Source organism: Flavobacterium omnivorum, assembly GCF_900099915.1.
GTDB classification, from domain to species: domain Bacteria; phylum Bacteroidota; class Bacteroidia; order Flavobacteriales; family Flavobacteriaceae; genus Flavobacterium; species Flavobacterium omnivorum.
This window is the reverse complement of the sequence record NZ_FNDB01000003.1, coordinates 19,589-42,517: the sequence shown is the minus strand read 5'-3', so window position 1 is coordinate 42,517 and position 22,929 is coordinate 19,589. Positions and strand designations below refer to the sequence as shown.

19 protein-coding genes are annotated in these 22,929 nt (G+C 34.5%); 16 read left to right on the top strand and 3 right to left on the bottom strand.

From position 1 onward, the window contains the following. Positions 1–51: 51 nt before the first annotated feature. Positions 52–951: a gliding motility-associated ABC transporter ATP-binding subunit GldA gene (gene gldA, locus BLS90_RS03940; protein ID WP_091255515.1), complete on the bottom strand. Its 900-nt coding sequence runs from the start codon at positions 949–951 to the stop codon at positions 52–54. A gap of 190 nt (positions 952–1,141) precedes the next feature. On the opposite strand from gldA, the gene BLS90_RS03935 reads away from it, so the two are divergent. From BLS90_RS03935 to queA, 14 genes are all read left to right on the top strand, one after another. Beyond that, entirely contained in the window at positions 1,142–2,389 is a 1,248-nt protein-coding gene (locus BLS90_RS03935) for a dicarboxylate/amino acid:cation symporter (protein ID WP_091255513.1), read from the top strand. A 492-nt stretch (positions 2,390–2,881) separates the two neighbouring features. Further along, positions 2,882–3,709: a prephenate dehydratase gene (locus BLS90_RS03930; protein WP_091255511.1), complete on the top strand. Its 828-nt coding sequence runs from the start codon at positions 2,882–2,884 to the stop codon at positions 3,707–3,709. A 58-nt stretch (positions 3,710–3,767) separates the two neighbouring features. After that, a complete protein-coding gene (locus BLS90_RS03925; protein ID WP_091255509.1) occupies positions 3,768–4,913 on the top strand; it encodes a pyridoxal phosphate-dependent aminotransferase in 1,146 nt (381 codons plus the stop codon). Between the two features lie 183 nt (positions 4,914–5,096). Further along, complete coding sequence (locus BLS90_RS03920) at positions 5,097–5,954, top strand: prephenate dehydrogenase (RefSeq protein WP_091255507.1); 858 nt, start codon at positions 5,097–5,099, stop codon at positions 5,952–5,954. Between the two features lie 57 nt (positions 5,955–6,011). Continuing rightward, positions 6,012–7,094, top strand: a complete 1,083-nt coding sequence (locus tag BLS90_RS03915) for a bifunctional 3-deoxy-7-phosphoheptulonate synthase/chorismate mutase type II (protein WP_091255505.1) — start codon at positions 6,012–6,014, stop codon at positions 7,092–7,094. An 89-nt stretch (positions 7,095–7,183) separates the two neighbouring features. Further along, positions 7,184–7,834, top strand: a complete 651-nt coding sequence (locus BLS90_RS03910) for a hypothetical protein (protein ID WP_091255499.1) — start codon at positions 7,184–7,186, stop codon at positions 7,832–7,834. A 199-nt stretch (positions 7,835–8,033) separates the two neighbouring features. After that, positions 8,034–9,011 (top strand): ribosome small subunit-dependent GTPase A, encoded by a 978-nt coding sequence (rsgA, locus tag BLS90_RS03905; protein WP_091255495.1) that lies wholly within the window; start codon positions 8,034–8,036, stop codon positions 9,009–9,011. Positions 9,012–9,110: 99 nt separating this feature from the next. Continuing rightward, positions 9,111–9,563, top strand: coding sequence for a D-aminoacyl-tRNA deacylase (gene dtd, locus BLS90_RS03900; RefSeq protein WP_091255492.1), 453 nt, complete (start codon positions 9,111–9,113; stop codon positions 9,561–9,563). Between the two features lie 149 nt (positions 9,564–9,712). Next, a complete protein-coding gene (locus tag BLS90_RS03895; protein WP_091255491.1) occupies positions 9,713–11,623 on the top strand; it encodes a DUF3857 domain-containing protein in 1,911 nt (636 codons plus the stop codon). Positions 11,624–11,627: 4 nt separating this feature from the next. Then, entirely contained in the window at positions 11,628–13,643 is a 2,016-nt protein-coding gene (locus BLS90_RS03890) for a DUF3857 domain-containing protein (RefSeq protein ID WP_091255489.1), read from the top strand. Position 13,644: 1 nt separating this feature from the next. After that, on the top strand, positions 13,645–15,657 hold the full coding sequence (locus tag BLS90_RS03885) for a DUF3857 domain-containing protein (RefSeq protein WP_245705042.1): 2,013 nt from the start codon (positions 13,645–13,647) through the stop codon (positions 15,655–15,657). Between the two features lie 2 nt (positions 15,658–15,659). Next, positions 15,660–15,986 (top strand): nucleotide pyrophosphohydrolase, encoded by a 327-nt coding sequence (locus BLS90_RS03880; RefSeq protein ID WP_091255486.1) that lies wholly within the window; start codon positions 15,660–15,662, stop codon positions 15,984–15,986. Between the two features lie 100 nt (positions 15,987–16,086). After that, positions 16,087–17,310, top strand: a complete 1,224-nt coding sequence (gene aroA, locus BLS90_RS03875) for a 3-phosphoshikimate 1-carboxyvinyltransferase (protein WP_091255484.1) — start codon at positions 16,087–16,089, stop codon at positions 17,308–17,310. Positions 17,311–17,459: 149 nt separating this feature from the next. After that, positions 17,460–18,509, top strand: coding sequence for a tRNA preQ1(34) S-adenosylmethionine ribosyltransferase-isomerase QueA (gene queA / locus BLS90_RS03870; protein WP_073354216.1), 1,050 nt, complete (start codon positions 17,460–17,462; stop codon positions 18,507–18,509). 74 nt (positions 18,510–18,583) lie between these two features. On the opposite strand, the gene BLS90_RS03865 is transcribed toward queA, so the two are convergent. Continuing rightward, complete coding sequence (locus BLS90_RS03865) at positions 18,584–19,318, bottom strand: SIMPL domain-containing protein (RefSeq protein ID WP_091255481.1); 735 nt, start codon at positions 19,316–19,318, stop codon at positions 18,584–18,586. A gap of 188 nt (positions 19,319–19,506) precedes the next feature. Between BLS90_RS03865 and kynU the strand changes: the two genes are divergently transcribed. Both kynU and BLS90_RS03855 read left to right on the top strand, forming a co-directional pair. After that, on the top strand, positions 19,507–20,787 hold the full coding sequence (gene kynU / locus BLS90_RS03860) for a kynureninase (protein ID WP_091255479.1): 1,281 nt from the start codon (positions 19,507–19,509) through the stop codon (positions 20,785–20,787). Positions 20,788–20,881: 94 nt separating this feature from the next. Further along, positions 20,882–21,316 carry a YMGG-like glycine zipper-containing protein gene (locus BLS90_RS03855; RefSeq protein WP_091255476.1) on the top strand — a complete coding sequence of 145 codons (435 nt, stop codon included), beginning with the start codon at positions 20,882–20,884 and terminating at the stop codon, positions 21,314–21,316. A gap of 80 nt (positions 21,317–21,396) precedes the next feature. Here the strand turns inward: BLS90_RS03855 and BLS90_RS03850 are convergent, their stop codons facing one another. After that, positions 21,397–22,929 carry a cryptochrome/photolyase family protein gene (locus BLS90_RS03850; protein WP_091255475.1) on the bottom strand — a complete coding sequence of 511 codons (1,533 nt, stop codon included), beginning with the start codon at positions 22,927–22,929 and terminating at the stop codon, positions 21,397–21,399.

The window sequence follows — 22,929 nt, the reverse complement described above, 5'->3', positions numbered from 1 at the left end:
TCGGAATGACAAGACCGAATTTATTTTTCTTAAAACTATGCTGAAAACAGTTTACTCCTTGGTTATCTCTCTAAAAACGGCCTCCAAATTTTTATTCTTCTGATTAAGTTGAAGGGTTTTCAAACCGTTATCATGTGCAAAATCAAAAACAGCTGGACGCATGTCTTTATCGGATATAAAAGTCAGTTCCCAAGAGCAATCATGTATATTTTTGAAAGATTTTAAATGGGGGATTTTTGCAATAGCTTGCTCTTCGATTTTATAATCAAATTCTACCTCTATGATCTGTTCTTTATCGGCAGAGATTAAGTTGTCCAGTTTTTTATCAGCTACAATTTTCCCGTTATTAATGATGATAACACGGTCGCAAATCGCCTCTACTTCCTGCATGATGTGTGTAGAAAGGAAAACAGTTTTGTCTTTACCTGCGTTCTTAATCACATTACGGATTTCGATTAATTGGTTTGGATCCAAGCCGGTGGTAGGTTCGTCAAGAATCAAAACATCTGGATTGTGCAATAAGGCGTTGGCAAGACCCACACGTTGGCGAAATCCTTTAGAAAGTTGTCCAATTTTTTTATGACTTTCAGTTGTTAAACCCGTCAATTGAATCACTTCCTCAATACGGGATTTGGCTACTTTATACACATCAGCATTGAAAGCCAAATACTCTCTCACATACAAATCTAAATACAAGGGATTGTGTTCTGGAAGATAACCAATAGAAAGCTGCACCGCTTTTTGTTGGGTGTTTACATCGTTTCCATTTACGATTGCTGTCCCTTCATCAGCATTGATATAGGTAGTCAATATTTTCATTAAGGTCGATTTTCCAGCACCATTTGGACCTAAAAAACCAACAATTTCTCCTTTTTTGACAGAAAATGAAATGTTATCCAGTGCTTTTTGGGCACCGTAACTTTTGGATATATTACTAACTTCTATTGACATGGAATTTTATTTGGTACAAAAGTAAACAGAAAAAGTATTGATTTGTTGTTTCTTTTGCCACTGATTCAAAGGATTTTTGAGATTTTTTTAATTCAAATTTTTAAATGGCTATAAATTCCACTTTTTAAAGTCAAAAAATAGATTATAAATAGTGGTATAGATTTATATATTTACAATAAAATAGAATATTATGGCAACCATACAAATTGGCAATTTCTTGAAGAATTACAAAAGTATATTATTGCTTCTTGGCGGAATTTTGGCAGGAAGTATATTGGGTTTAGTTTTTGGAAAGGGAGTAGAAGTGATTAAACCTTTGGGTGATATATTTCTGAATTTGTTATTTACAGCAATTATTCCGTTGATTTTTTTTACGATCGCATCTTCGATTGCTAATTTAGAAAAAACAGAAAAACTGGGAAAACTTTTTGGAATAGTAATTGGAGTGTTTTTAACTACGGTACTTATTTCTGCTATTTTGATGATCGTGGGAGTTTTGCTTTTCCCAATTCAACAAGATATTATCATTTCCAAAATCCCTTTAGAAATGGTAAAAACTGGCTCTGCAGGGACGCAAATTACCCAACTGCTAACTGCAAGTGATTTCTTTGAATTATTGTCTCGAAAAAATATGCTGGCGCTAATTATCTTTTCATTTTTAATAGGGTTTGCCAGTTTACATTCAGGTGAGAAAGGCAAAGATTTTAGCCGATTTTTAAATTCAGGGAACGAAGTGATGAAACAATTGTTGCACATGATCATGAAGACAGCTCCAATAGGTTTGGGTGCTTATTTTGCGTATCAAGTGGGGATTTTTGGTCCACAATTATTTGGTGCTTACGCAAAACCTTTAAGTCTTTATTACGGAGTCTGTGCTTTTTACTTTGTTGTATTTTTCAGTTTGTACGCTTTTATTGCTGGAGGAAAAGTAGGTTTTAAAGTGTTTTGGAAAAACAATATCACGCCCTCTTTAACGGCTTTAGGAACTTGCAGCAGTATTGCAACGATTCCCGCTAATTTGGAGGGTGCAGAACAAATAAATATTCCTGCACATATCAGAAATGTGGTAATTCCGCTTGGCGCTCCTTTGCATAAGGATGGTTCGAGCATGTCTTCGATTATTAAAATTGCAGTTATTTTTGCAATGTTTGGTAAGGATTTCACGGATCCCAGTACTTTACTCATGGCAATTGGAATTACAGTAATTGTATCTGTTGTTGAAGGAGGAATTCCCAATGGGGGTTATATTGGCGAAATTCTCGCAATAACTGTTTATGGATTTCCTATGGAGCAGGCTTTACCCGCAGCTATGATTATAGGAACTTTAGTAGATCCAATGGCAACTTTGCTAAATGCCAATGGTGATCTAGTATCAGCGATGTTGGTGACCCGAATTGCAGAAGGAAAAAAATGGCTTTCGGAAGAAATAGCAGCCTAATGTGATATTTATTTAAAAGTAGAACTGATTTAATCCTCTATAAAGTAGATCATTTTATATTTTCTTGGCATTATAATAACTCTGATAGGCATTGGTACGAGTTTATCTTGACGATAATTGGCATAAAATGGAGCTCAGAAAAGAAGTGAGGGATATAAATTGAAAATACTCACTAACTAAATGAGATTTTTAAAGCCTTTTTTTAATTATTACATAATTTATAACTAGTTTTTTAGTGAATCCTTTTTTAGTGCAATAAAAGCCTCCTTTTTTTTGGGTTAGCTGGAAATTATGTATACATTCGCAGTGTAAGTAATACAAAAAAACAACAACATGTTGAGTAACCGATTTTATTTTAGCAACTCTTATTATTTCTTCTGGAAGGTAGAAAGGGATTGTTGTATGGTTATTTAATTAGAAAAATTAAATTGATACTATAAATATACAATCCCGATGTAAGTCGGGATTTTTTTTTGCTTAAAAGTGTGTAAAATGAATAAAATAATTGGAATACAGGGCATAACAGGTTCTTTTCATCATCAGGTGGCGCAGGAATATTTCGATCAAAATATTGCTCTTGACGAATGTTTATCCTTTGAAGAGTTAGTGGATAACCTTCTCTCAGGCAAATCAGATCAGGCAGTTATGGCGATTGAGAATTCAATTGCGGGACCAATTATTCCAAATTACGCTTTGATTGACAAAAATAATTTGCACATAATAGGAGAACATTATTTGAGAATTCATCAAAATTTAATGGCTTTAAAAGGGCAGAAAATGGAAGATATTCTGGAAGTCCATTCGCATCCTATGGCTATTTTACAATGTATGGAATTCCTTAAAAAATATCCAAACATAAAATTAGTGGAAGACAAAGATACTGCTGAAACCGCACGTAGAATTCAGGAAAAACAGTTGAAAGGAATTGCTGCAATTGCCAGTAAAACAGCTTCCGAAATGTATGATTTAGAAATTTTAGCACCTGAAATTCAAACGATTAAAAATAATATGACTCGTTTTGTAATTGTCAAAAAAGAAAATTCATTTGTACCAGAAGACGAAATTAATAGAGCGTCTATCAAATTTGAGTTGGATCACAAGCGCGGCAGTTTGGCTGCGGTTTTGAATGTGATGAGCGATTGTAAACTGAATTTAACCAAAATCCAATCGTTACCAAAAATAGAGATGCCTTGGAAATATTCTTTTTTTGTAGATGTTACTTTTGAGAAATATGAAGATTATGCTAAAGCAAAATTATTATTGGTCATTATGGCGGAATATTTCAAAGTATTAGGGGAATATAAAAACACAAAACAATAGCTACCTAGCCCACTCGCAATAAGGAGTAAGATTAGAGTAGTAATATAAATGTACAATCATGATCAAAACAGCTAAACGTCTCGATATAATTGAAGAATACTATTTCTCCTCAAAATTGAGAGAAGTAAGACAACTGGCTTCCGAAGGAAAACCCATAATCAATATGGGAATTGGAAGTCCTGATTTACAACCGTCACAAGCTGTAATTGATGCAGTGGTTCTGGCAATGCAAGATGAAAATGCGCATCAATACCAGAGTTATCAAGGATTGCCGGAATTGCGACAAGGAATGGCTGATTTTTATCAGAAGAATTTCCAAGTGGCATTGAATCCAGCTAATGAAATTTTGCCCCTGATGGGGTCTAAAGAAGGAATTATGCATGTTTCACTGGCTTTTTTGAATGAAGGAGACCATGTTTTGATACCAAATCCAGGCTACCCAACATATACTTCGGTGACTAATTTAGTGGGAGCGGTTCCAGTATACTATGATTTAAAAGAAGGCAACAACTGGGAACCTGATTTTGAGACTTTGGAACAACTGGATTTATCGAAAGTAAAAATCATGTGGATTGGTTATCCGCATATGCCAACAGGAGCGAGAGGAAGTTTGGATTTGTTTGCAAAATTAGTGGCTTTCGCCAAAAAACATAACATTTTATTAATCAATGACAATCCGTATAGCTTTGTTTTAAATGACAATCCGATGAGTTTGTTGCAAGTGGCAGGAGCAAAAGAGGTGGCTTTAGAATTGAATTCTTTGAGTAAGACTTTTAACATGGCGGGTTGGCGAGTGGGAATGCTGTTAGGAAATGCAGCTTGTATTGATGCAGTTCTGAAAGTAAAAAGCAACATGGATAGCGGGATGTTCTTTGGGATTCAAAAAGGAGCAATAAAAGCGTTGAAAAGCGATACGATTTGGTTTGATGCGATGAACGAAATTTATAAAAGGAGGCGCGTTCTAACGGAGCTGTTGGCTGAGAAATTGGGATGTAAAGTGTACAAAGAGGGTGTTGGGTTATTTGTTTGGGCTAAATTGCCTGACGGAATAACCTCTGCAGAACAGTTTATTGATACAATATTGTATGAGAAATCTATATTTATCGCGCCAGGAACTATTTTTGGGAGCAATGGCGAAGGATACATACGATTTGCATTGTGTGTAAAAGAAGAAAAAGTACAGGAAGCGATAAATAGATTTTAGATTGCTAATTAACGATTTTAGATTTCAGATTTTCTTGCAAGGTTTTCAGAACCTTGTAACTAATAAATAAAAATTCTAAAAAAACGAAATGCCCTAGCCCTGATAGCAGTGGAAATCCTTTTACTTTTTCTTTAAAAGTAAAAGATTGAAACGAATAGCAGGATTAGCTCAAAAAAATAAAAAATGAAAGTATTTGTTATAGGAATAGGATTGATAGGCGGTTCGATGGTATTGGACATTAAAACGCTGCATCCGGAAGCCAAAATTTATGGGATCGATAACAACGAAAGTCATTTGGCGGAAGCCATAACTTTAGGGGTTGTTGATGAAGCTGCCACATTTGCGGATTTAGCTGATGCGGATTTCGTGATTGTTTCGGTTCCTGTGGATGTCGCATTGACTGTTTTGCCGCAAGTTTTGGATGTAATTGGTGATCAAACGATAGTTTTTGAAGTGGGTTCTACTAAAATGCCTGTTTGTGAAGCTGTTGCGAATCATCCTAAAAGGAGGAATTTTATAGCAACACATCCTATAGCAGGGACGGAGTTTTCAGGACCTTCGGCAGCGATAAAAGGATTGTTTCAAGGGAAGACGAATATCATTTGTGAGGTAGAGAAAACGACTTTCAAATTGCAGGAAAAAGCGTTGGATTTGTTTAAGGAAATGGGAATGAGAATCCGTTATATGGATCCTAAATCACATGATAAACACATTGCTTATGTGTCTCATTTGTCTCACATAAGTGCTTTTATGTTAGGAAAAACGGTAATTGACAAAGAGAAACACGAACAAGATATTTTTGATATGGCGGGTTCTGGTTTTGAAAGTACGGTTCGTCTGGCTAAAAGTTCGCCAGCGATGTGGACGCCAATTTTTAAACAAAACAGGAAACAGGTTGTGAAAACATTGGATGAATACATTTCGAATTTATCAAAATTCAAAGAATTATTAGAAAAGGAAGATTACGATGCGATTTACAATGAAATGCAAAGTGTGAATAAAATAAAGGAAATATTAAACGGAATGAACGTTAAGAAATAACGCGCTCTGTTGTTCAAAAATAACTAAAAACTAAAAAAAAAATAAAATTTAGAAAAGATGGAAAACAAGAAAGAAATGAGAAATTGGTTGAATGAATTTAATTTGAATCATCCATTAGTGATAGCAGGACCTTGTAGTGCTGAAACCGAAGAACAAGTTTTGAAAATTGCACATGAATTGAAAGATTCAGATGTAAGTATTTTTAGAGCAGGAATTTGGAAACCAAGAACGCGTCCGGGAGGATTTGAAGGTGTTGGAGAAATTGGATTGAAATGGTTGAAAAAAGCAAAAGAACAAACTGGATTGCTAATGGGAACGGAAGTGGCGAATGCTGCACACGTAAAATTAGCTTTGGAATATGATATCGATGTATTGTGGATAGGAGCGAGAACAACCGTAAATCCTTTTGCGGTACAAGAAATTGCAGATGCTTTGGCAGGAACCAAGAAAATTGTATTAGTGAAAAACCCAGTAAATCCAGATTTGTCATTGTGGTTAGGCGGTGTAGAGCGTTTGTACAATGCTGGAATCGAGAAATTAGGGGTGATTCACAGAGGTTTTTCTACTTACGAAAAAACTAAATACAGAAACATTCCAGAATGGCAAATTGCTATTGAATTGCAAAATAAATTCCCTGATTTACCTTTAATCATTGACCCTTCTCATATTACTGGAGATCGCAAAATGATTCTTGAAGTAACGCAGGAAGCTTTAGATTTGAATTATGACGGTATGATTATCGAAACACATACTGATCCTGATAACGCTTGGAGTGATGCTGCACAACAAGTGACTCCTGATGCATTGAAACAAATTTTTATTGACTTAAAAGTTAGAAAGTTAGATGATGTATCGGATGAGTTTACGCAGAAAATGAAAAAATTAAGAGCAAATATTGATGTTTTAGATGCCACTTTGCTAGAACTTTTAGGCAAGCGTATGAAAGTAGCGGATGAAATTGGTTTGGTGAAAAAAGCAGCAAACGTAGCAGTATTACAAAACAATCGTTGGAATGAAATATTAGGTAAAATGATTTTGGACGGGGAGACCAAAGGACTTTCGGAAGAGTTTGTACTAAGAATGTTCAAAGCAATTCACCAAGAGAGTATCAGTCACCAAGACAAAGTGTTGAATGCTTAATAATTGAAGTAAATATTTTTTTATTAAAACCTACAAATCTTTGTAGGTTTTTTTGTAGTATTGCGGTAACCTTAAACCAATTAATTATCATGAAAAAAATTACTTTATTGCTTACCTGTTTGTTCACGACAACGTTAATGCTGGCACAATTTGAAGGCTCAAAACAAATTTTTGAATCCCCTAAATTAGTTCAGTTAACTACTGGACACAAGACAGTCGCAATTTTGCCTTTTAAAGCATCTATTTCTTATAAAAGATTGCCTAAAAATTTTGATGCACAAACAAATAGAGACGAGGAAAGAAAATTGGGTTCTAGCTTACAATCAGGTATGTATACGTATCTTTTGAGAAAATCGGATGATTATACAGTGACAGTTCAGGATGTGGAAAGAACAAATGTTTTATTGAAACAAAACGAAGTCTTCGATAAAATCGATGAAATGACTCCCGATGCGCTTGCTAAAATTCTAGGTGTTGACGCAGTAATCAAATGTGCTTATGCTTATGAAAAAACCAGTAGTGAAGGTTTAGCGATTGCTAAAACGTTACTAATTGGTTTTGGAACTGGAAAAGTTGCCAGTGGAGAAATGACGATGAATGTCTACAATGGTGCAGATGGAGATTTGCTTTGGAGATTTTACAAAGAAATGAACGAAGACGTAATGAGTTCTGCCAATGCTGTAATGGAAAGAATGATGCGAAAAGTAGGTCGCAATTTTCCGTATGAAATAAAAAAATAAATATTTTATTTTTAAAAGTATATTTTGAAACTTATCCCCGCAACTTTATAATCAAAGTCGTGGGGATTTTTTGATTTTTACAGATTGATAAAAACTTTAAACTTTAAACTTTAAACCTAAAACAAAGAATTATCTTTGCAAAGTATTAGATTTTAAATCAGAAATCTAAAATCGTTAATCTTCAATCAAATAATCCTAAATGACAGGACTCGTATACAAATCTACAGGTAGTTGGTACACCGTAAAATCCGAACAAGGTGATTTTATAGAATGCCGTATGAAAGGGAAATTCCGAATTAAAGGAATCAAAAGTACCAATCCTATTGCTGTAGGCGATGTAGTGGATTATGAACTAGAAGAATCATCCGATACCGTTACGGGAACCATTCATAAAATTCATGACAGGAAGAACTATATCGTACGGAAATCAGTGAATTTATCCCATCAGATGCATATTATTGCGTCTAATATTGATCGCGTTTTCTTGTTGGTTACCATCAACAATCCGCCAACGACTTTTAATTTTATCGACCGTTTTCTAGTCACTGCGGAAGCGTATGGAATTGAAACTGTTCTTGTTTTTAACAAAATAGATACTTTTGATGACGTTACGCTGGACGAACAGCTGTACATGCAACATGTGTATCAAGAAATTGGATACAAATGCTTGCGGGTTTCTTCTACTGAAATGAAAGGAATTGAACAATTAAAGGAAATGATGATTGGTAAAGTGAGCATGTTCTCTGGACATTCTGGAGTTGGAAAATCAACTTTGGTGAATGCTATGGAACCGTCATTGCATTTAAAAACAAAAACAATTTCTGAAGCTAGCAAACAAGGACAGCACACAACTACTTTTGCCGAAATGTATGATTTGTCTTTTGATGCCAGAATTATCGATACGCCAGGCATCAAAGGTTTTGGAATTGTGGATATGGAAAAAGAAGAAATCAGTGGTTATTTTCCTGAGTTTTTCAAATTGAAAGAGCAATGCAAATTCAACAATTGCTTGCATAAGGAAGAACCGCATTGTGCCATAAAAGCAGCTTTGGAAAAAGATGAAATCGCTTGGTCTCGTTATAAAAGCTACTTAAAAATCCTTGAAGGGGACGATGAAAATTATCGCACGGATATTCATAACGAAGATCGAATCATTAGTGATAAAACGAGGGAATAAAGATATCTAAAGTCTCTATTTCAAAAGTCTAAAGTCAGCAGTAATGAAATATCTAGAATAGTTTTTTGACATCTGACTTTAAAACTTTAATACTAATAAATGAAAGTAGTAATCCAAAGAGTTTCCTCAGCTTCCGTAACAATAGATAACAAAATCGTAGCGGATATTCAAAAAGGTTTATTGGTTTTAGTTGGTATTGAAGATGCCGATAATCAAGAAGATATTAATTGGTTGGTGAATAAAATCACTAGCATCCGCATCTTTGGTGATGAAGACGATGTGATGAATTTATCCGTCAAAGATATCGACGGCGAAGTACTTGTAGTGTCACAATTTACATTGCATGCCTTGACCAAAAAAGGAAATCGGCCCTCCTACATAAAGGCTTCGAAACCAGAAATTGCTATTCCTATGTATGAAAATTTTGTAAGCCATTTGCAAAAAGAACTGGGTAAAAAAGTGCAAACAGGTATTTTTGGTGCCGATATGAAAGTACTTCTGTTAAATGACGGGCCTGTCACCATCACTATTGATAGCAAAAATAAAGAGTAAAATACTTGTTTATTGTAAGATTTAGTATATTTTTGAATACCACGAATAATAGAAATTCCAAAATAAAAAAATTCCCATACTTATTATAAAAATAAGTACTGGCACTCTTATGAGTTTTTGGTTTATTATTCACAATTTCAATTATTACAATGAAAATCACTTCGCTATTTTTGCTTTTTTTTACAACTGTAGCTTTTACAGTTCATGCTCAAAAAAATGAATATCAATCGCTTAACATTTCAGATAGTCTGACGGAAAATGCTAATGCCGTCGTGCGTTTAAATCAAATTGACATTGTTATTTCATCTCAAAGGAGTATGAATATCAAAACAAAGAGAGTCGTTACCGTTTTGAACGAAAAAGGAATTAATGCCATTGACGCAATCGAGAGTTACGATAAAAGAAGAACGGTTAAAGCAATTGAAGCAATCATTTATGATGCTCTGGGAAATGAAATCAAAAAAATAAAACGAAAAGATTTTAAAGATCAAAGTGCGTCTGGTGGAAGTACCATTTTTTCTGACGGTCGCTATATTTATATGGAGTATACACCCACACAATATCCATTTACAGTAGTGTATGAGAGTGAAATAGAAACTTCAAATACGGCGTTTATTCCAACTTGGTCTATACTTTCGGATTTTTATGTCAGTATAGAGAAAAGCGTCTTGAATGTGAATTTTCCTGCTACTCTCGGTTTTAAAAAGAAGGAGTTTAATTTTTCCAATTTCAAAATTAAAAAAGATACCGATACTGCAACCCAATTATCGTATTCAGTTGCTACTGTTTTAGCTCAAAAATTTGAGGATTTTACTCCAGTTTCGAAAGTTTTTCCAAAGGTCATGATGGGGTTAGAAAGCTTCAATCTTGAAGGAGTTGATGGTACTGCCAAAAATTGGAAAGAATACGGGAAATGGTTCTCTGAAAATATTTTGATGGGGACAGCCATTTTGAATGAGGAAACTAAAGTCAAAATTAAATCACTAGTTGGTATTGAAACAGATCCTATTAAAAAAGCCAGAATCGTGTATCAATATATGCAAGAAAAATCAAGGTATGTAAGTGTGCAGGTTGGTATAGGTGGGTTTAAACCCATGCTTGCTAGTGATGTTGATCGGCTAGGCTATGGAGATTGTAAGGCATTGTCCAATTACACAAGAGCACTATTGGATGTGGTTGGCGTTCCGTCTTATTACACTGAATTGTTTGGTGATCAAGATATACGAAACATTGAAGCTGATTTCTTCTCTATACAAGGAAATCACGTTATTTTATGCGTTCCCAACGGAGAGGATACTGTTTTTTTAGAATGCACTAGTCAAGATGATCCTTTTGGGTATCAGGCTAACTTTACAGACGATAGAGACGTTGTTGTTATGAAACCTGAAGGTGGCGAAATTATTCATACTAAAACGTACCACAACAAAGACAATGCACAAATTAGTAAAGGTAATTATGCAATTGATGCCAATGGGAATTTTTCAGGGAAGATCACTATAGTTTCTGAAGGATCTCAATATGCAAGAAAAGCTGCGATAGAAAATATGCAACCTACCGCCAAAGAAGCGCATTATAAAGGGTATTGGAGTACTATTAATAATCTTAAAATAGAAAAAACAACTTTTTCCAATGATAAAGAGAAGGTTCGTTTTACTGAAAATGGAATTATTAATGCCATAAATTATGGTACTATTTCTGGTAGCAAAATGATGTTTGCTATAAATGCTTTTAATCAATTTACTGGAAGTGTCAAACGAATCAGAAATCGTAAGAATCCGTTTGAAATACAAAGAGGATTTATTGATACGGATGAAATCGAAGTTGCACTGCCGGCAGGATTTGCAGTTGAATTTATTCCCTCCGATTTTGAGAGTACAACTAAGTTTGGTGAATACAAATCAGAAATAGTTAAAAAAGACGGCGCTACTTTAATTTACAAACGAACTTTATTTATTAAAAAAGGAGTGTATTCTAATAAGGAATATGATGAATATCGTCTTTTTATGGAACAGATTTCGAAAATCGATAACGCCAAAATAATTTTAACCAAAAACCAATAAAACCATGAATTACAACAAACTCTTCACTATGCTATTTTTTACTTTATTTTTCTTTAAAGCCAATGCGCAAGAATTTAAATTAGGGAAAGTTTCAGTTGGAGAACTTCAGGAGAAAAGTCATCCGATGGATTCTACTGCAGTTGCCGCTATTCTCTTTGAAAAAGGCATAGTTGATTTTGAATATACTCAAGATGATGGTTTCATGATGATTACAGAAGTTACAACTCGTATCAAAATTTATAAAAAAGAAGGATATGAATGGGCAAATAAAGCAGTTAGCTACTACATAGGCTCAAATGCGAAAGAATCGTTGTCTTTCTCTGACGTTGTTACTTATAATTTGATAAATGGCAAGATTGAGAAAACTAAGCTAAAAAATGATGGTGAGTTTGATGAAAAAGTAAATAAATATTGGGGACAAAAAAAAGTAACTTTACCTAATGTATCAGTAGGGTCTGTTGTTGAATTCAAGTATGTAGTGCGTTCATCGCGTTTTAGCGAATTAACAGATTGGAGTTTTCAATCGAGTATTCCAGTAAATTACTCGGAGTTTAAAACTTTCATTCCAGAGTACTTTGTTTACAATCCAAATATAAAAGGCTCTGTCTTGCCAAACATAACCAAGGAGAAAAGTGGTAAATCTTTAAGTTACTTATACAAACCGAAGGTAATACCGGGAGAGAACTTGCATAAATCTACTTCTCAAGAAAAGTTAGAATTTACAGAAACTAGAACGGTTTATATTGCAGAAAATCTTCCGGCGATGAAAGAGGAAGCGTATGTGAATAACATTGCAAACTACACAACAAGTGTTTCTCACGAACTTTCAGTTGTAAAATTTCCAAATCAACCATACCAGACATTATCTACTGATTGGCCATCCGTCACTAAAACAATTTATGACTATGACGATTTTGGACCTGAATTAAATAAAACTGGATACTTTGAGGAAGATTTAAAAGTTGTTATTGATGGGCTTTCTTCTGCTGAAGAAAAGATATTGGCAATTTTTAATTATGTAAAAGAATCAGTAAAATGGAATGATTATTATGGATATTCTTGTAATGATGGTGTAAAAAAAGCGTACAAGGATAAAACAGGTAATGTGGCTGAAATCAATCTGATGCTTACCGCTATGCTGCGTCATGTAGGCTTAACTGCTAATCCTGTTCTTGTGAGTACCCGTTCTAACGGGATTGCATTTTTTCCAAATCGAACTGCTTTCAATTATGTTATTGCTGCGGTAGAAACTTCTAGTGGTCTTGTTTTACTAGATGCGACGGATCCATTTTCTACTCCAAATGTTTTGCCTTTGAGGGCTTTGAACTGGGTAGGAAGATTGATTCGTAAAGATGGTACATCGACAGAGGTGGATTTAATGCCTAAAGCAGCTTCTAACGACGCAGTGATGATGAACTATGAAATTAGTGCAAACGGTGTGGTGTCAGGGAAATTGAAGCGTCAAAGAACAGATTACAATGCCATTATTTTTAGAGGAAATATAAGGAATGTTAAAGAAGATGTTTATCTGGAGAAATTAGAAAACGAAAATGATAAAATTGAAATAAGTGACTATTCGAGAACAAACGAAAAAGACTTAAAGTTGCCAATCCTGGAAAATTTTGCGTTTTCAGGTTCGAATTTTAGCGAGATTATTGGAGGGTCAATTTATGTAAATCCAATGCTGTTTTTTACCGTAACACAAAATCCTTTCAAACAAGAAAACAGAGAGTATCCTGTAGATTATGGATTCCCTTTTGTAGATAAATACAACATAACAATTAAAATACCGGAGGGTTATAAAGTGGAGTCTTTGCCAACTTCTATACTTTTAAACATGGAAGATAATTTGGGAGGTTTTAAATTTATGATCAGTGCAACGGGCAATGTGATTCAGTTAGTAATTACGCATCAAATAAATAGTCCGATAATCGTAGCGGATTATTATCCCATGTTAAAAGAGTTTTATCAAAAAATGATGGAAAAGGAAAATGAAAAAATTGTATTGAGTAAAATTTAAAATGATGCATCTTAACAAATGGTTTTTAGGTTTTGTTTTTCTGATTTCTTTTGTCAATTTAAATTCACAAAATCTTGAATTGGGAAAGGTATCAGTTGCTGAACTACAGGAAAAGATGCATTCTATTGACACTAGCGCGGTGGCGGCGGTACTTTCTAACAAGGCTAAAACATCCTTTAAATATAACGAAAAATCAGGTTTTTCTATCCATACTGAATTTCAGATTAGGATCAAAATTTACAAAAAAGAAGGATTGAGTTGGGCAAATTTTGAAGTCCCCTATTATGTGGGTTACGAAAATAGTATAGATGATTCGGTTAGGTTTTCAGATGCAGTCACTTACAATTTAGAAAATGGAGTTGTCGTTAAAACAAAATTAAATAGTGAAGGTAGTTTTATGACTAACGCAAACAAATATTGGAATGTGGCCTCTATCACATTGCCAAACGTAAAAGTAGGCTCTGTTATTGAGTTTAGGTATATTTTAAAGTCAGACAATATTGTTAAGTTTCCACATTTTAATTTTCAGTATGAAATCCCAGTTAATTATGCAGAATATGGTACTGAAATCCCCGGTTTCTTTGTTTATAAAGCGATTGTGAACGGCTTTTTGCAAGCAAAAACAGAGCAAAGAGTAAGTTCTGGGACTTTACATTATGCAAATAAAAATGATTTCACCAGAAGTGATTCTGTAAATTTTAAGCAGCTAATTAGTACGTACAGTGCTTCAAATATTCCGGCTTTAAAATACGAACCTTATGTTGACAATCTGGAAAACTATCGATTCTCTATCCAGCATGAATTAGAAAAAACACAATTCTATCAAGAGCAGGTAAAGGATTATGCGACTACCTGGGAAGGGGTTGCTAAAACAATTTTTGAAAATAAGGATTTTGGTAAAGAGTTGGAACAGGGAGTGTATTTTCTAGATGATTTAAAAATAATTTTAAAAAAGGAGGAGAGTACTACAGTAACGGAATTGGAAAAGCTCCTGATCATTTTTAAATTTGTCCAGCAAAAAATGAATTGGAATAAAGAGAATAGCTATTATACGGACAAAGGAGTAAAAGAAGCATACGCTAATAAAATTGGAAATAGTGCAGAAATAAATTTTATTCTGATTAATATGCTGAAAATCGCGGGAATTAATGCTAATCCTGTTTTAGTAAGTACCAAAGATCATGGAATTCCCGTTTATCCAAACCACACCGTTTTTAATTATGTAATTGCCGCAGCAAATATTGGAGGAAAACAAATTTTACTAGACGCAACAAGTAAATTTACGGCCCCTGATGTTCTGCCTCTAAATGCCTTAAATTGGAGGGGTAGACTTATTCGAAAAGATGGGACGTCGGACGAAATTAATCTTGTGCCAGAGATCCCATCTAAAAAGAATTATACTTTACTAATCGCTGTAGATGCAAACGGAAAAATCGATGGAAAATTTAGGGTTCAGAACACCAATTCTGAAGCGCTTATATTTAGAGAAAAATTTTCAGGTGTAAATAAGGAAAGTTACCTGGAAAAGTTGGAGAATGATTTAAATGGAATCGAAATTAGTGATCACGCAATAGAAAATGAAAACATGGACTTAAGTAAGCCCGTAACGGAAATATTTACTTTTGCAACTACAAACCACTGTGAAATAATTGCTGGAAAGATGTTTATAAATCCAATGCTGTTTTTTGCGCTTAGTAAAAACCCGTTTGTTCGGGAGAATAGGCAAATGCCCTTATATTTTGGATATGCTAGGCAAAATAAATATAATATTAGTGTAGAAATTCCTGCCGGATATGTGGTAGAATCCCTTCCAAAAGTAATGCGAATTAGCACGGCAGGGAAAGAGGCTACCTTTAATATTAATACGCTAAATGTAGGGAATAAGATTCAGTTTGTAATTAGTGAGGAAATCAATGGAGCAATATTTTATGCCGAATTTTATGGTGAATTAAAGGAGTTTTATCAGAAAATAATTGAAAAACAAAATGAAAAAATTGTATTAAAAAGAATATAATCATGGATATAAAAAATGCACAACTTGACGTTGATACTTGGATCAAAGAACACGGTGTTCGTTACTTCAACGAATTGACTAATATGGCTCAACTTACCGAAGAAGTAGGGGAAGTAGCCCGAATCATTGCTCGCCGTTACGGAGAACAATCCGAAAAAGAAAGTGATAAAAATAAAGATTTAGGGGAAGAATTAGCCGATGTGGTTTTTGTGGTTTTGTGTCTGGCAAACCAAACTGGGATTAATCTGCAGGAGGCATTCGACAAAAAAATGGATTTGAAATCCGTTAGAGACAAAGACCGTCACAAAAACAACGAAAAACTCAAATAATTTGTGAAGTATAAATTATGAATTATAAATACGGAGTGGTAAATTGCGAACTTGAATTAGACCACTGATAATTCATAATTCATAACTCATAATTACAAACATGAATTTACTGTTACAAACTTCCCATTCTAATTTACAAGCCGAAATTGCAGTTACTGGCTCAAAAAGTGAAACCAACCGATTGTTATTATTACAAGCTTTATTTCCAAATATTACTTTAGCCAATACTTCCAATTCTGATGACAGCGAAGTGATGCAAAAGGCATTGATCGGAAATGAGGAAGTAGTTGATATTCATCATGCGGGAACAGCGATGCGTTTCTTGACGGCTTATTTTGCTGTAAATGAAGGTCGTGACGTGTTGTTAACCGGCTCTCAACGAATGACAGAGCGCCCCATAAAAGTTTTGGTAGAAGCCTTGGAACAATTGGGTGCGAAAATCTCCTATGAGAAAGAAGTTGGTTATCCGCCTATCCGAATTAAAGGACAAAAAATCACGGATTCTAAAGTGAATATTCCTGCCAATGTCAGTAGTCAATACATATCGGCATTATTATTAGTGGCGCCAAAATTGGGAAATGGTATTGAAATCACTTTGGTGGGAGAAATTACTTCAGTTCCTTATATCAAAATGACTTTGTCTTTGTTGAATGATTTGGACATCAAAACCAGTTTTGAAGGAAATGTCATTACCGTTTATCCAAAGCAAGAAGTAGTATCAAAAGTTATGACTGTAGAATCCGATTGGAGTTCTGCTTCTTACTTTTTTAGTTTGGTTGCATTAGCTGAAAAGGCAACTGTTTCATTGACTAGCTATAAAGAAAGTAGTTTGCAAGGCGATTCGGCTTTGGTTGAAATTTACAAACAAATGGGCGTTGAAACGCATTTTGAAGGAAACAAAATGATTTTAGTTAAACAGCCTGACTTTAAACCGGAAACATTAAACTTAGAACTAAATAACACGCCTGATATCGCCCAAACCATTGTGGTCACTTGTCTAGGGTTAGGGATTGGCTGCCATTTGACGGGGCTTCATACTTTAAAAATTAAAGAAACGGACCGGCTGGAAGCACTTCGAATTGAACTAACAAAACTAGGTGCAAAAATCGCAGTTACCAATGATAGCTTGACACTTGAGGCTTCAAACGAAATCAATCACAATGTCAAAATTGCCACTTATAACGATCACAGGATGGCGATGGCATTTGCACCATTAGCTTTAAAAGTTCCAATTATCATAGAAAATGCAGAAGTAGTTTCTAAGTCCTATCCTGATTTTTGGAATGATTTAAAAAGTTTAGATTTTGATATTTCAGAAAAATAATCGGTTTAAAGACTAGTGAATCAACGGCTTTTGAAAATAAACAGCAAAACACTTGACAACGCCTATCTCACAATCGTATATTTGCACACGATTATAATTTGTTGAGGCTTAACTCCTAACTTATAATCCATAACTCATAAATTTATCAAATGAAATTATCACATTTTCAATTCGATTTGCCAAAAGAACTTCTTGCCGAATATCCAGCTGAAAACAGAGACGAAGCGCGTCTAATGGTTATTGATCGTAAGAAAGGAACTATAGAACACAAAATGTTCAAAGATGTTATCGATTATTTTGACGAAGGTGATGTTTTGATTCTGAATAATACTAAAGTTTTTCCAGCTCGTTTGTACGGAAATAAGGAAAAAACAGGCGCTAGAATCGAAGTTTTTTTACTTAGAGAATTGAATTCTGAGCAAAGACTTTGGGATGTTTTAGTTGATCCGGCACGTAAAATCAGAATTGGTAACAAATTATATTTTGGCGACGACGATTCATTAGTGGCTGAGGTTATCGACAATACAACTTCTCGTGGAAGAACATTGCGTTTCCTTTACGACGGTTCGTATGAAGAATTCAGAAATAAATTAACAGAACTTGGAGAAACTCCAATCCCAAAATACATTTCTAGAGACGTAACTCCAGAAGATGCGGAGCGTTACCAAACTATTTATGCTAAAGAGGAAGGTTCCGTTGCAGCACCTACTGCAGGATTGCACTTCTCTAAACATTTACTGAAAAAACTAGAAATTAAAGGAATCAAATTTGCTGAAGTAACGCTTCACGTAGGTTTAGGAACTTTCAATCCAGTTGAAGTTGAGGATTTATCTAAACATAAAATGGACTCTGAGGAATTAAAAATAAGTCAGGAAGCATGTGATATTGTGAATGGGGCTAAAGCCAAAAAGAAACGTATCTGTACTGTAGGAACAACCTCCATGCGTGCTGTTGAAAGTTCTGTTTCTTCTCAAAACACTTTGAATCCTTTTGATGGATGGACTAACAAATTTGTTTTTCCGCCGCATGACTTTGCTATCCCAACGTGTATGATCACTAATTTCCACACGCCAAAATCAACGTTATTAATGATGGTATCCGCATTTTGTGGTCATGATTTAATGAAAAAAGCATACGCAGAAGCAATTGAAGAAGGATATAAATTCTATTCTTATGGCGATGCAATGTTAATCATCTAGCGGCATTTATTGCTGTTTAAAAAAAAACTCGTCAGTGATGACGAGTTTTTTTTTGCTTAAAAATAAAAAATCAATTAATCTACTTGGTACACTAATCGAACCGTGATGTTAGCAGTTTTATTTTTAGATTGGGTATTAAAAGATCCTCCATAAGAAAAATCTTCCGATGAGTTTTGACCGGTTATTTGAAAAACACCCATGTCTGATTTTTTCAAATTACCTAAACTAGCATCTGCATTTTCAGCGATACTTTTGGCTCTAATACTGGCATCCTTCGTGGCTTCAGCAATCATTGTTATTTTTAACTCGGCAAGTTTGGTGTAATAATATTCAGGAGGAGAGGAGTAAAATTCTACACCTGAGTTGATCAACTCACTCGATTGTCTCGATAGCTCTTCAATTTTATTGACTTCCTTAGATTGGATACTGACACTTTGCGTTAAGGTAAAACCGGTAAATGTTTGTTGTCTGGTAGTTCCGTTTTCGTTGAATATAGTTTCGAAATCTTTATTGAAACTTACTGCTGAGAAAACCATTTCATTGGGAGCAATTCCTTTACTTGATAAATAGGTTTTAATTTTCTCTCGGTCAGCATCTAAAGCCGCGTAAGCTTCTTTTAAAGTCATACTCTTTTTAGAAAAGGAACCACTCCAAACTATTAAATCGGAGACAAAATCCTTTTTTCCGGAACCAGTCACGCTTATCGTGTCGTTACTTTTATTGCGATTCTGAAAAGCACTCGAAAAGAGATAGGATGAAATTACTAAAGCTATGGCAATAATAATTACGTTTAAACTGTTTTTAAGCATTGTTGAATTTTTTATAGTCAATCAAATATAGTCAGTTTAGGAGTGTGATGTTATTTTTACTACTTACAGATTTGTTATTTTAGTTCGTGAAAGGCTAATTTTTTTAACTATTGTTGTACATTCAATCCTTTTAAAGTCTTTTATCGATAGGTCTTTTTTTAGTACTTTTACAAAACAAAAAACAAATTATGATTTTCGAAAATACCCTTGAATTTGCACGACAGTTAGATTCGCAAGATCTATTACATAAGTACCAAGAAGAGTTTATTTTTCCAAAGGTAAATGGTAAAAAAGTGATTTATTTCACAGGAAATTCGCTGGGACTACAGCCCAAAAGAACTAAATCTTATGTCGATGAGGTAATGAATGATTGGGCAAATTTAGCTGTTGAAGGTCATTTTTATAGTCAAAAACCATGGTGGGATTATCATGAGCGCTTTGCACAACCACTGAGTAAAATTGTGGGTGCACTTCCAAGCGAAGTTACGGTAATGAACACCTTGACCGTGAATCTTCATTTGTTGATGGTCTCTTTTTACCGACCTACAAAAACTAGATATAAAATTATTTGTGAGGAAAAAGCATTTCCTTCGGATCAATATATGTTTCAAAGTCAGGTTCATTTTCATGGCTATAAACCAGAAGATGCGCTTGTAGAAATCAAGCGTCGCGAAGGCGAACACAACATTCGCCTAGAAGATGTTTTGGCAAAGATTGAAGAAGTTGGTGACGAGTTGGCTTTGGTTTTAATTGGTGGCGTCAATTATTATACTGGACAAGTTTTCGATATGAAAACCATAACCGCCGCAGGTCATAAAGCGGGTGCTTATGTAGGATGGGATTTAGCGCATGCTGCTGGAAATGTGAAACTGGAATTACACGATTGGAATGTGGATTTTGCAGCATGGTGCAGTTATAAATACATGAATTCAGGACCTGGAAATGCTTCAGGATGTTTTATACATGAAAACCATCACAACAATTCAGAGTTGCCAAGATTCGCAGGATGGTGGGGACATAATAAAGAACGCCGATTTAAAATGGAACAAAATTTCGATCCTATTCATGGAGCCGACGGTTGGCAAATTAGCAATTTACCTATTCTGTCATTAGCACCTTATTTAGCATCAGTGGACATGTTTGATGAAATTGGAATGGATGTAATACTGCAAAAAAGAGATAAGATCACTTCGTATTTAGAGTTTATTTTACAAGAGATTGATAAAGAAGTTGATAGTAGTTTCGAAATCATTACACCATTAAATCCATTGGAAAGAGGCTCCCAATTATCAGTATTGCTTCATGGTGAAGGGCGAAGTTTATTTGACTATTTAATGAAAAACGGTGTCATCACTGATTGGCGCGAACCTAATGTTATTCGTTTAGCACCAGTTCCGTTATATACATCCTACACGGATATGTATGAGTTTGGTCAGATTCTGAAAGCAGGAATTCTAAATAAAGCATAGCTTTGAATTGTATAAGAAATATTTTTAATTGTATAACTGTTTTTTAGGACCTTAAACATTCCTTTGTAGATTAGAAATTAATAAAAATCAAATTATGAAAATTGTATATTTTATATTGTTGTCTTTAGTAGTTGTTTCTTGTCAAAATCAAGGAAAAATGGAAATTGAAAAAGCAAAACTAGCTACTGTAGATTCCATGAAAGTTGAAATGGAGAAACAAAGGGTTATTGATTCTATGCAAGTTGAAATGGTTAAGATCGAAGAAGCCAAAATTGAAACTCAAAAGGAAGTTGTTGTAGTTAATCAACAGGTACCTGGAACAACTACCACTACTACAAATTCAACGACAACAAGAAAGAAAGGCTGGAGTAGTACTGCGAAAGGTGCTGTTATTGGAGCTGGGGTAGGTGCTGCTACCGGGGCTATTATTAGTAAGAAAAAAGTACAGGGTGCTATTATTGGTGGTGTTGCGGGTGCTGGAATAGGTGCGGGTACTGGAGCAATTATAGATGGAAGTAACAAGGAATAGTATTGCTTTTTATATATAAGTAAGAGTGTTTAAGTTCATGTTGAATTTAAACACTCTTTTTTTGTGATAGAAATTTGGGTTTAATACGCATCCATGTTGGCTATAATTTCATTCGCTTTTACTTTGATTTTATAGAGTTCTTCTGGATTTATTTTGTTTAATAAATTCAGCATCATTCCCATACGTTGATTTCCTTTGAAGTATTCTTTTTTCTCATCAAGGAAATTCCAGTATAAAGTATTAAAAGGACAGGCGTTCTCTCCAAATTTCTCCTTTACTTTATAATGGCACTTGGCACAATTATTACTCATTTTATTAATGTAACTTCCAGAAGATACATACGGTTTTGTAGCAATAATTCCACCATCGGCATATTGTGACATGCCGCGAGTATTGGGCATTTCGACCCATTCGATTGCGTCAATATAAACGCCTAAATACCAAGCGTCTACTTCGTCGGGATGAATTTGCGTTAATAACGTAAAATTGCCAATTATCATTAGACGCTGAATGTGATGCGCGTAAGCCTCGTCTAAACTTTGATTAATGGCGTGGCTCATGCAATTCATTTTGGTTTTACCGGTCCAGAAAAAATCGGGTAGTTTATTTGTGTTTTTCAAGACATTCAGTTGGGCATAGTTTGGCATTTCTTTCCAATATATTCCTCGAATGTATTCGCGCCAACCCAGAATTTGCCTTACAAATCCTTCTACTTGTGATATAGAAATCTCAGTTTCATTGTCATGATAAAAAGCGATGACGGTCTCTATAACTTCTCTTGGTGACAGCATTTTACTATTCATAGCAAAAGATAAACGAGAATGAAAAAGGAATTTTTCATCGGTATGCATTGCATCTTCATAATCACCAAAATGCTTTAGCAGATTTTTACAGAAATAATCTAAAATGGCTAGTGATTGTTCACGTGAAGTAGGCCAACTGAAATCTTTTGTGTCGATATTTCCAAAAGTTGTAATTCCGGCTTCTTTGATTTGGGCAACAACTTCAGAAACATTGGTATGGAAATTTTTTTCTGAAGGTACTGGAACTTCGCCTTTGTATTTTTTGCGATTGTTGGCGTCAAAATTCCATTGGTTTCCAACAGGAGTAGAACCATCCATTAAAACATGATGTTTTTTGCGCATGTTACGATAGAAATTCTCCATCAATAACAATTTTTTGCCTTCAAAAAAAGTAGAAAGTTCGTTGCGTGTGGTGTAAAAATGCTCAGAATCAAAAGCTTCAGATGCAATTTTTAATTTGGAACAAATCTTTTTTAGTTGTTCATCCAGTCGGTATTCGTCAGGGAATTGGTATTCGAATTTTTCGATTTTATATTTTTCTATGCAAAGAGCAATTATTTTTTCTAAATCCTGTGGATTGGTACCATAGGTAATTTGAAAATAGATTGCTTGATGCCCCAAGTTTTTTATAGTTGTATAAAAATTCCTCATTGACAGAAAAAAGGCCACAACTTTTTGAATATGATGTTTTACATAATCTGTTTCCTGCCGCATTTCGGCCATAACATAAATCGTGTTTTCATCAGTTTCTTGGAACCAAGAATGCTGTAAATCTAATTGATCACCAAGGATTAGCCGCAGTTTTTTCAT

Excerpts from the sequence above, each read along its gene's own strand:
- gldA (WP_091255515.1), bottom strand. The coding sequence starts at position 951 with ATGTCAATAGAAGTTAGTAATATATCCAAAAGTTACGGTGCCCAAAAA.
- BLS90_RS03935 (WP_091255513.1), top strand. The coding sequence starts at position 1,142 with ATGGCAACCATACAAATTGGCAATTTCTTGAAGAATTACAAAAGTATA.
- BLS90_RS03930 (WP_091255511.1), top strand. The coding sequence starts at position 2,882 with ATGAATAAAATAATTGGAATACAGGGCATAACAGGTTCTTTTCATCAT.
- BLS90_RS03925 (WP_091255509.1), top strand. The coding sequence starts at position 3,768 with ATGATCAAAACAGCTAAACGTCTCGATATAATTGAAGAATACTATTTC.
- BLS90_RS03920 (WP_091255507.1), top strand. The coding sequence starts at position 5,097 with ATGAAAGTATTTGTTATAGGAATAGGATTGATAGGCGGTTCGATGGTA.
- BLS90_RS03915 (WP_091255505.1), top strand. The coding sequence starts at position 6,012 with ATGGAAAACAAGAAAGAAATGAGAAATTGGTTGAATGAATTTAATTTG.
- BLS90_RS03910 (WP_091255499.1), top strand. The coding sequence starts at position 7,184 with ATGAAAAAAATTACTTTATTGCTTACCTGTTTGTTCACGACAACGTTA.
- rsgA (WP_091255495.1), top strand. The coding sequence starts at position 8,034 with ATGACAGGACTCGTATACAAATCTACAGGTAGTTGGTACACCGTAAAA.
- dtd (WP_091255492.1), top strand. The coding sequence starts at position 9,111 with ATGAAAGTAGTAATCCAAAGAGTTTCCTCAGCTTCCGTAACAATAGAT.
- BLS90_RS03895 (WP_091255491.1), top strand. The coding sequence starts at position 9,713 with ATGAAAATCACTTCGCTATTTTTGCTTTTTTTTACAACTGTAGCTTTT.
- BLS90_RS03890 (WP_091255489.1), top strand. The coding sequence starts at position 11,628 with ATGAATTACAACAAACTCTTCACTATGCTATTTTTTACTTTATTTTTC.
- BLS90_RS03885 (WP_245705042.1), top strand. The coding sequence starts at position 13,645 with ATGATGCATCTTAACAAATGGTTTTTAGGTTTTGTTTTTCTGATTTCT.
- BLS90_RS03880 (WP_091255486.1), top strand. The coding sequence starts at position 15,660 with ATGGATATAAAAAATGCACAACTTGACGTTGATACTTGGATCAAAGAA.
- aroA (WP_091255484.1), top strand. The coding sequence starts at position 16,087 with ATGAATTTACTGTTACAAACTTCCCATTCTAATTTACAAGCCGAAATT.
- queA (WP_073354216.1), top strand. The coding sequence starts at position 17,460 with ATGAAATTATCACATTTTCAATTCGATTTGCCAAAAGAACTTCTTGCC.
- BLS90_RS03865 (WP_091255481.1), bottom strand. The coding sequence starts at position 19,318 with ATGCTTAAAAACAGTTTAAACGTAATTATTATTGCCATAGCTTTAGTA.
- kynU (WP_091255479.1), top strand. The coding sequence starts at position 19,507 with ATGATTTTCGAAAATACCCTTGAATTTGCACGACAGTTAGATTCGCAA.
- BLS90_RS03855 (WP_091255476.1), top strand. The coding sequence starts at position 20,882 with ATGAAAATTGTATATTTTATATTGTTGTCTTTAGTAGTTGTTTCTTGT.
- BLS90_RS03850 (WP_091255475.1), bottom strand. The coding sequence starts at position 22,929 with ATGAAAAAACTGCGGCTAATCCTTGGTGATCAATTAGATTTACAGCAT.